Source organism: Pseudomonas sp., assembly GCF_050739655.1.
In the GTDB taxonomy this organism is placed as follows: Bacteria; Pseudomonadota; Gammaproteobacteria; order Pseudomonadales; family Pseudomonadaceae; genus Aquipseudomonas.
In genome coordinates, this window is record NZ_JBOIBY010000147.1 from 1 (window position 1) to 9,083 (window position 9,083).

General features: G+C 59.0%; 9 protein-coding genes and 1 pseudogene. 5 read left to right on the plus strand and 5 right to left on the minus strand.

Annotated elements, in window-relative coordinates; genetic code table 11:
- Nucleotides 1-501 (minus strand): AraC family ligand binding domain-containing protein (locus ACRESJ_RS07285; protein ID WP_431757306.1); only part of this gene is annotated, 501 nt, incomplete at its 3' end.
- A 190-nt stretch (nucleotides 502-691) separates the two neighbouring features.
- On the opposite strand from ACRESJ_RS07285, the gene pobA reads away from it, so the two are divergent.
- Nucleotides 692-1,876, plus strand: coding sequence for a 4-hydroxybenzoate 3-monooxygenase (gene pobA, locus ACRESJ_RS07290; protein WP_431757314.1), 1,185 nt, complete (start codon nucleotides 692-694; stop codon nucleotides 1,874-1,876).
- 79 nt (nucleotides 1,877-1,955) lie between these two features.
- Entirely contained in the window at nucleotides 1,956-3,473 is a 1,518-nt protein-coding gene (locus tag ACRESJ_RS07295; RefSeq protein WP_431757307.1) for an MDR family MFS transporter, read from the plus strand.
- A 187-nt stretch (nucleotides 3,474-3,660) separates the two neighbouring features.
- Here the strand turns inward: ACRESJ_RS07295 and ACRESJ_RS07300 are convergent, their stop codons facing one another.
- The 4 genes from ACRESJ_RS07300 to ACRESJ_RS07315 all read right to left on the minus strand — a co-directional run bounded on the left by ACRESJ_RS07300 (nucleotide 3,661) and on the right by ACRESJ_RS07315 (nucleotide 7,596).
- Nucleotides 3,661-4,509: a cache domain-containing protein gene (locus ACRESJ_RS07300; protein ID WP_431757308.1), complete on the minus strand. Its 849-nt coding sequence runs from the start codon at nucleotides 4,507-4,509 to the stop codon at nucleotides 3,661-3,663.
- 123 nt (nucleotides 4,510-4,632) lie between these two features.
- Nucleotides 4,633-5,502: an ATPase gene (locus ACRESJ_RS07305; protein ID WP_431757309.1), complete on the minus strand. Its 870-nt coding sequence runs from the start codon at nucleotides 5,500-5,502 to the stop codon at nucleotides 4,633-4,635.
- Between the two features lie 105 nt (nucleotides 5,503-5,607).
- The gene (locus tag ACRESJ_RS07310) at nucleotides 5,608-6,600 is read right to left on the minus strand and encodes an NAD-dependent epimerase/dehydratase family protein (RefSeq protein ID WP_431757310.1); all 993 of its coding nucleotides are present in this window, start codon (nucleotides 6,598-6,600) and stop codon (nucleotides 5,608-5,610) included.
- A 96-nt stretch (nucleotides 6,601-6,696) separates the two neighbouring features.
- Nucleotides 6,697-7,596: a LysR family transcriptional regulator ArgP gene (locus tag ACRESJ_RS07315; RefSeq protein WP_431757311.1), complete on the minus strand. Its 900-nt coding sequence runs from the start codon at nucleotides 7,594-7,596 to the stop codon at nucleotides 6,697-6,699.
- Between the two features lie 95 nt (nucleotides 7,597-7,691).
- On the opposite strand from ACRESJ_RS07315, the gene ACRESJ_RS07320 reads away from it, so the two are divergent.
- The 3 genes and pseudogenes from ACRESJ_RS07320 to ACRESJ_RS07330 all read left to right on the plus strand — a co-directional run.
- Nucleotides 7,692-8,093 (plus strand): ACT domain-containing protein, encoded by a 402-nt coding sequence (locus ACRESJ_RS07320; protein ID WP_431757312.1) that lies wholly within the window; start codon nucleotides 7,692-7,694, stop codon nucleotides 8,091-8,093.
- Nucleotides 8,094-8,098: 5 nt separating this feature from the next.
- Nucleotides 8,099-8,701 carry a LysE/ArgO family amino acid transporter gene (locus ACRESJ_RS07325; RefSeq protein ID WP_431757313.1) on the plus strand — a complete coding sequence of 201 codons (603 nt, stop codon included), beginning with the start codon at nucleotides 8,099-8,101 and terminating at the stop codon, nucleotides 8,699-8,701.
- Nucleotides 8,702-8,878: 177 nt separating this feature from the next.
- Nucleotides 8,879-9,083, plus strand: a pseudogene (locus ACRESJ_RS07330) (superoxide dismutase [Fe]); the annotation flags it as partial.

The window sequence follows — 9,083 nt, forward strand, 5'->3', positions numbered from 1 at the left end:
CACCATGATCACGCTGACCAGCGAATGCATGATCATTTCCCGCGCCGGTTGGTGGCCGGTGTATTCGTTCTGCAACGCGCTGAACAGACTGTTGAGGTACGCGGCGTCCTGGCCTGCCGGGTAGCTCTCGGCCTGGGCCAGGGCATTCACCGAATGCCCCAATTGCGCCTGAAGATGCGCGATAAGCGGTGCCGCGAGGGTGACCACGAACCCCTCGACGTCTTCGCTGAACCGAAAACCATGCACCGACAACGGCGGCAGGATTTGGATCGCCGGTTCAGTCAGTTGCGAACGTTTGCCTTCGATTTCAAGCTCTGCCTGACCTTTGAACACGAAGAGCAACTGACATAAATCGGCGTGGCGGTGGGGTTTGATTTCCCATTGGTGTTCGCGACTGCGGTTGGAAATGGTTTCACAGTGCAGCAAGTCCGGGGTCGGCCAATCCAGGCTTTCACCGTAGAGCTTGAACACCGGAATCGAAGGCAGGTCAGGCTTGTTCATCACTTCAATCCAAGTCACGGAATAGATGACGGGCGATAATCGCACCGATTGGCAAAATGTACAGGTATCGGCTCAGTTTTCACCTTCAATTGACGGACCCTCAAGGGAAAAATGCAAGCACTCGATCCATAAAAATCATTCACCGGCCCTGGTCGCGTGAAGCTTGCGAGTCATAAAAACAATGAAAACCCTGAAAACCCAAGTCGCCATTATCGGTGCCGGTCCTTCCGGTCTGTTGCTCGGCCAGTTGCTGCACAATGCCGGAATCGACACCCTCATTCTCGAACGCCAAACCCCGGAGTATGTACTCGGCCGTATCCGCGCCGGCGTCCTCGAACAAGGCATGATAGAGCTGTTGCGCCAAGCCGGCGTAAGTCAGCGCATGGACGCCGAGGGGCTGGTTCATGGTGGTTTTGAACTGGCTCTTGACGGGCGTCAGGTGCACATCGACCTACAGGCTCTCACCGGCGGCAAGACCGTGATGATTTATGGCCAGACCGAGGTCACCCGAGACCTGATGGCCGCCCGTCGGGAGGCTGGCGCGCAGACCATTTATCAGACCAGCAACGTCGTCCCCCACGGCATGAAAACCGAAGAAACCTTTGTCACCTTCGAGAAGGATGGCGAACTGTATCGCCTCGATTGTGACTACATTGCCGGGTGCGACGGCTTCCACGGTGTGGCACGACAATCGATTCCCTCCGAGTGCCTGAAGGTGTTCGAACGGGTCTATCCATTTGGCTGGCTGGGTATTCTCGCCGACACCCCGCCGGTGCACGACGAGCTGGTGTATGCCCGCCATGAACGCGGTTTTGCGCTGTGTAGCATGCGCTCGCAAACGCGTACCCGTTATTACGTGCAAGTACCGACAGATGAAAAAGTCGAAGACTGGTCGGATCAACGTTTCTGGGATGAGCTCAAGTCCCGCCTGCCGCAGGCACTGGCAGACAAACTGGTGACTGGGCCGTCCATCGAAAAAAGTATCGCGCCGCTGCGCAGTTTCGTGGTCGAACCCATGCAGTACGGTCGGATGTTCCTGGTCGGCGATGCCGCGCACATTGTCCCGCCGACCGGCGCAAAAGGCTTGAACCTGGCCGCCAGCGACGTCAGTACGTTGTTTAATATCCTGCTAAAGGTTTATCGCGAAGATCGCCTCGATTTGCTGGAGAAATACTCCGAAATCTGCCTGCGCCGGGTATGGAAAGCCGAACGGTTTTCCTGGTGGATGACCTCGATGCTGCACCGTTTCGACGATCACGATGCCTTTAGCCAGCGCATTGCCGAGTCGGAGCTGGAATACTTCATCGACTCCGAAGCCGGTCGCAAAACCATCGCAGAAAACTACGTCGGGCTCCCTTATGAGGCTATCGAATAGCCTGCTACCGACTTACACTGGCGAGCATTCCCGCTCGCCCTTGCCACTTGCGGGTCAATCACTGCCCGCAGGTTCTCCCGTGACCAATCTCAAGCAGCCTGAAACGCCTAAACCGGCTATTCGCAGCGTATTGATCGCCCTGATGCTGGCGATTTTTCTCGGCGCGCTGGACCAGACCATCGTCGCCGTGTCGATGCCGGCCATCTCCGCACAGTTCAAGGACGTCAGCCTGCTGGCCTGGGTGATTTCCGGCTACATGGTGGCAATGACGGTGGCGGTGCCGATCTACGGCAAATTGGGCGATTTGTACGGGCGGCGCAAATTGATGCTGTTCGGCATGGGGTTGTTCACCTTGGCATCGATGTTCTGCGGCATGGCCCAAAGCATGGAGCAACTGGTGCTGGCGCGAATTTTCCAGGGCATCGGTGCGGGCGGGATGATCTCGGTGAGCCAGGCGATCATCGGTGACATCGTGCCGCCGCGCGAACGCGGTCGCTATCAGGGCTACTTCAGCAGCATGTACGCGGTGGCCAGCGTCGCCGGCCCGGTGCTCGGCGGTTACATGACCGAATACCTGTCCTGGCGTTGGGTGTTTCTGATCAATCTGCCACTGGGCCTGGGTGCCTGGCTGGTGGCCAATCGCACACTGGTGGGCCTGCCGATCCCACAACGCAAACCCATCATTGATTATCTCGGCACCCTGTTGATGATCATCGGACTGACCGCATTGCTGCTGGGCATCACTCAGGTCGGCCAGGGCCATTCCTGGCGCAGCGCCGAAGTCCTGGGGCTACTGGTGTGTGCGGTGGTGGTGCTGGGGTTGTTTGTCATGCATGAACAGCGGGCCACGGAGCCGTTGTTGCCCATGCACTTGTTCGCCAACCGCAATGCGGTGCTGTGCTGGTGCACGATTTTCTTTACCAGTTTCCAGGCGATTTCGCTGATCGTGCTGATGCCGCTGCGCTTTCAAAGCGTTACCGGTGCCGGCGCCGACAGCGCCGCGCTGCACCTGCTGCCATTGGCCATGGGCCTGCCAATCGGCGCGTATTTCGCCGGCCGCCGAACGTCCGTGACCGGTCGCTACAAACCCATGATCCTCACTGGCGCCGCACTGATGCCCATCGCAATTGTGGGCATGGCCTTCAGTCCACCCCAGGCGCTCTGGCTGAGCAGCCTGTTCATGTTGCTCTGCGGGATCGCCTCGGGCATGCAATTCCCCACTTCGCTGGTGGGCACACAGAATTCAGTGGAACAACGGGAGATCGGCGTCGCCACCAGCACCACCAACCTGTTCCGCTCGTTGGGCGGCGCAGTGGGTGTGGCATTGATGTCGGCCCTGCTGCTGGCACTGTTGCAGGATTCGAGCTTCGCGCACCTGGCCGGCTCATCGCTGATGGCCGAGGGGCATTCGGGCAATGTGCTGCTGGACGGTTTGAACGCTGCGCCGGGGGATGCACAGGATGCCCTGCGTGCGGAACTGCTGCTGACGTTCCGGCACTTGCTGATGGTCAGCGCGGCGGTATCACTGCTGGGGCTGGCGGCGGCGATTGCCATGCCCAACAGGTTGTTGCGTGGGCGGGAAGATAAGGTTCGTTGAAAGCAAAGGATCGCAGCCTTCGGCAGCTCCTACAGTTTTGCGGTGGTTGCCGAGATTGGGTACGACACCAATCCGTATGAGCCGGCTTGCTGGCGATAGCGGTGGTGAATGTGAAGCCGCCATCGCCGGCAAGCCAGCTCCTACACGATTTTTGTAGGAGCTGCCGCAGGCTGCGATCTTTTGATCTTCAAGGGCTGTAATACCCGACAGCCACCAGAAAGTGCCCAACCTTCTTCAGATAGGCATGCTTGTCCTCGACCTTGCCGGTCACCGGGTTTTTCCAGCGATATTCGTACTCGCCATAATCCTGCTTGGCCATCAGCGCCAGGATTGGTTCGCCCACTGGCTTGCCTTCAGGGTCCTTGATTTTGCTGAAATCGGTGTTGATCAATCGCAAGTTGGTGCCATGGGCGACGTACCGCTGAGTGTCCAGGTCGACCACAAATACATACAGGTCATCCTGCAGGTAACCACCTTTTAGGGAGTTGATCGCGGTCAGCGTGCCTTTCTCGTCCTTGGTGAGATCGGTCGCCGCCTTGTTCAGCAAGGCCATGGCCTGTTCCGCCGAAGCCCGTGGCAGGTAATAACCCACCGCGAGAATCCGTTGGCCGACCCGTTGGTAGAACACATGCTTGCGCTCGACCTTGCCATCGGCCCAGTTCTGCCAGTGATACTCCGCCTGCTGGATGCCATTGCCTTCCGGCACCTTGAGAGCATTCTTGAAGGTTTTCTGCAAGTCCGGCCCGAGGACTTCCGACACATCCCGCCCAATCAGCGCCGCCGACGGCCCGCCGCTGGCGAGCATCACGCCCTTGGTGTCGAGGACGAAGACATAGCGGTCCTTGTCGACGAACTCACCTTGACGGCTGAACGCCGCGAAAGCCTTGTCGCCATTGTCGTGGTAGTAGGCCAGGGCCTTTTCCAGCAAGGCGATGGCAGCCTTGCTGTCGTCCTTTTCTGTCCCGGCCGCCTGGACCTGCCCCACGCACAACAAAAGTATGCCGCCCAGCAAGGCCAGCTTATGCAGAAACCCCATTGCGCATCCCTCGTTCCTGTTGGTGTTTCAAGAGCGTAGACGGCAATGGGGCATGTATGGATATTCAGCGAATCGCAGTGAAAAGGGACATCATTCCCGGCGAGTCCGGGAATGATTCATGGGTTACTGGCGGGTGCGCAGTTGTTGTTGCAGGTTCTGGATTTGCGCTTGCAGGGTGTTGATGTTGCGGGTGACCTGGCTGCGGAACGCATCGAATTCCGCCGTATTGGTCGCTCCCCCAGAAGGGCGATTGTCCTGCTGGCTTTTGAGCACAACGATGTCCTGTTCCAAACGATCGATGGCGGCGCTCGGGTTGCCCTGTTTCTTCAAGGCGGTGATGTCTGCACCAAGGCTTTTGAGCTGGGCGTCGAACTTTTCAGTGTCCGCCGGGGCGTTTTTCAGCGCCGTCAGTTCACTGCTCAATGTTTTTAGCTGAGCCTGCAATTGCGTATTGGCTGTCTGTTGTTCAGTGCTCTGGGTGGTCATTTGTGCCAGGCGCTTGTCCTGTTCGGTGGCTTGCGCACTCATCTGCGCCAAACGCTTGTCCAGGTCCGAGGCCTGACCGACAACGCCTTGCTGCTGTTTGCCCTGATCCTGCAGCCTGCTTTCCAGCTGTTTGATTTGCAGCTTGAGGGCTTCGCTGTCGGTGGTGACGTTGGTCTGGCTGGCGACCACCTTGCCGGAAATGTCCTGCAAGCGCCCCGCCGCTTCCTCACTGATGCGCGCGAAACTTTCCTGCGTCGCCACCAGTTGCTGCTCCATCAGCGAAATCTGCTGAAAACTCCACCAGGCCAAGCCTGCGAAGGCAAAGAACAAAGCGCCGACCAGCGCCCACAATGGACCGGTGCTCGCCGCCTTGACGTTGACCACCGGCGGCGTGCGCGAATGCACGGCCGTGCGTTTGGTGGTCGGAAAATCATCGTCGTCGAGGATGTCTGCACGCAAGCTCGGAACATCATCGAAGTCGTCGTTGGCATCGTTACGCATGGACATTGAGTCAACCTTTGTGGAACGCGGTGATGGCTTGATGCGACGAGTATAAACCCGACGCCGCACCGATTGACCCTCAACCCCGGACTGGGTTCATTGTCGGGCCCTTCAGCGAATATCCTGAGCCTTCCACCAGCCGCAGAACTCATCGAGGGCCGTCCAGAGGCTGACCTTCGGGTCGTAATCCAGATAATGCCGGGCACGACTGATGTCCAGGGTGAAATTTTTGTTCATTACTTGCATGCCCAGCCGCGACAGCGTCGGTTCGGGGCGCCCCGGCCACAATTTGCACACGCCTTCGTTCAGCGCTGCAACGGTGTAGGCCAAACCGTAGGAACGGTAGCGCGTAACTTGTGGGACTTCCATTTTGCGCATGACGTAATTGACTACGTCCCACAATGGCACCGGTGCGCCATTGCTGATGTTGTAGACCTTGCCCAAGGCCGAGCCGCTGGCCAGCAAACTGCTGAGCAGCGCTTCATTGAGGTTCTGCACGCTGGTGAAATCCGCCATGTTCAGACCGTTGCCAATGATCGCCAGGCGCCCCTTGCGTTGCATCTTCAGCAGGCGCGGGAAAATGCTCATGTCCCCGGCACCGGTCACGAAACGCGGGCGCAGGGCCAGGGTTTCGAGCCCGAACTCCTGGGCGCCGAACACTTTTTGCTCCGCCAGGTATTTGGTGGCGGCATAAGGATGCTTGAAGCGTTTGGGCACCTGTTCTTCAGTCACGGCCAAGTGATCTCGACCGTCGAAGTAGATCGATGGCGACGACAAATGCACCAGACGCCGAACCCGCTGCTTGAGGCAGGCCTCGACCACGTTCTCGGTGACCTGGACGTTGCCTTGATGAAAGTCCTGATAGCGCCCCCACAAACCGACGGCGCCGGCGCAGTGCACCACGGCTTCGACATCGGAGCACAGCTCGCGTGTCAGTTCCGGGTCGCTCAAGTCGCCCTGGACGAACTCGGCGCCACGACGCACCAGATGTTCCACGCCTTCGGCCCGGCGACCGTTGACCCGCACGTCCAGGCCCTGCTCCAGGGCGAAACGCGCAAAGCGCCCGCCGATGAAGCCGCTTGCGCCGGTGACCAGAATCTTCATGTATTGCTCCAGCAAATGCAGTTGCGAGCTTCAAGCTGCAAGCTACAAGTTAAAAACAGTCCACAAGCGCTTCACTTGCAGCGTGCAGCTTGACGCTTAAGGCTGCTCTAAAGGCACCAGCCATTGCTTCGATGCCCGCACCAACTGATCGGTCAACAAACCCAGCAACTGACCGCCATTGCGCCAATGATGCCAGTACAGCGGCACATCGATCGGCTTATCTGGCAAAAGCTCCTGCAAAACGCCGCGTTCCAGTTGTTCGCGGGCCTGCAACTCCGGCACCAGCCCCCAGCCGAGACCTGATTCGGTCAGACGCAGAAATCCTTCGGACGAGGGACACAAATGGTGCTCGAAACCTCCATCGACACCCAGCGATGCCAGATATCGATGCTGCAGGAAGTCGTCCGGCCCAAACACCAGCGCCGGTGTTCGCGCCAACTGATCAGCACGGACGCCTTCGGGAAAATGTCGGGCAATGAACGCGGGGCTGGCCAAGGCCCGATAACGCATCGCGCCCAGCAACACGCTGCGTGCACCCGCCACTGGTCGCTCGCTGGCACACAGACAACCCGCCACTTCACCGGCGCGCATGCGTTTGAGGCCGACGGTCTGGTCTTCCACGATCAGATCCATCAGCACGTGCTGTTGCGCGCAAAAATCCCCCACGGCCTGCGCCCACCAAGTGGCCAGGCTGTCGGCGTTGAGCGCGATCCGCAAACGTTCCGGCAAACCTTCTTCGTCCAGCGCCGGCACCAGGCTTTGCAGATCACGTTCAAGCAAGCGCACTTGCTGCACATGGTTGAGCAGACGCCGGCCAATCTCGGTCGGCGACGGCGGCGTACCTCGGATCAGAACCGGTTGACCAATCCGCGCCTCTAGCAATTTGATGCGCTGGGAAATCGCCGATTGCGACAAACCCAGCACTTGAGCCGCCCGTTCAAAGCCGGCTTGTTCGACCACGGCGGCCAAGGCAGAAAGCAATTTATAGTCGAACATCAGTTTTCCTAATGAGCGATCAGCACTATTGGTTTTTCTTATACAGCGTCCTGCCCGAGAATGGCCAGCAAGAACTCTTGAACAGGACACCCGACATGGCTGGCGAAACATCATTGGCAACATTGCTGCACAGCATGAGCCCGCAACTCAACGTCGGCGAATACGTGTTCTGCACCCTGCCCGACGGCAAGCTGCCGACGGGTCTTGAGGTTGTGGGCAGTTTCCGTGAACAGGAAGGCCTGACGGTCATTCTCGAACGCTCCCACGCAGAGCAGGCCGGTTTCAGCTTCGACTACATCGCCGCCTGGATCACCTTGAATGTGCACTCGGCCCTCGAAGCCGTCGGCCTGACCGCCGCGTTCGCCACGGCATTGGGCAAGGCCGGCATCAGCTGCAACGTGATCGCCGGCTACTACCACGACCATTTGTTTGTCGGCCAGGCCGATGCCCAGCGCGCACTGCAGGTGCTGCGGGATCTGGCAGCCAACGGGGAGTAAAAAATATGTGGCAAAGCTATGTAAACGGCCTGTTAGTGGCCTTCGGCCTGATCATGGCGATCGGCACTCAGAACGCGTTTGTACTGGCTCAGAGCCTGCGGCGTGAACATCATTTGCCGGTAGCGGCGCTCTGTGTGGCATGCGATGCGTTGCTGGTGGCCGCTGGCGTATTCGGCCTGGCGACAGTGCTGGCGCAAAACCCGACTTTGCTGGCCATTGCCCGTTGGGGCGGTGCGGCGTTCCTGGTGTGGTACGGCAGCCAGGCGCTGCGTCGGGCCTGCTCCAAACAAAGCCTGCAGCAAGGTGAAAACCAGACCACTCGCTCGCTGCGCGCGGTGATGCTCAGCGCCTTGGCAGTGACATTGCTGAACCCGCACGTTTATCTGGACACTGTTTTGCTGATCGGCTCCCTAGGCGCCCAACAAACCGAGCCCGGCGCGTACGTAGTCGGCGCGGCCAGCGCCTCGTTGCTGTGGTTTTTCACATTGGCACTGGGCGCTGCGTGGCTCGCACCGTGGCTGGCGCGGCCGAGCACCTGGCGCATTCTCGATCTGTTGGTGGCGGTGATGATGTTCGCGGTAGCGTTCCAATTAATCAGCGCCGGATGATTTATTCCAAATGGCTCTGGAACCTCTATTCCACACAGTTGTTGCGTGGTTATGCCGCACCCCCGGTGCTATGATCCGACCCTGCGCCGCAAAGAGTATAAAACTCCCTCGGCGCTTGTCTGGCCGCCCGTGATCGGCCTTGCGCTCACCGCATCTGACCTGATTAGGAGATCCACCATGGCTTTCGAATTGCCGCCACTGCCTTACGCACACGATGCACTGCAGCCGCACATTTCCAAGGAAACTCTGGAATTTCACCACGACAAGCACCACAACACCTACGTCGTGAACCTGAACAACCTGGTGCCAGGCACCGAGTTCGAAGGCAAGACCCTGGAAGAAATCGTCAAGACTTCCTCGGGCGGTATCTTCAACAACGCCG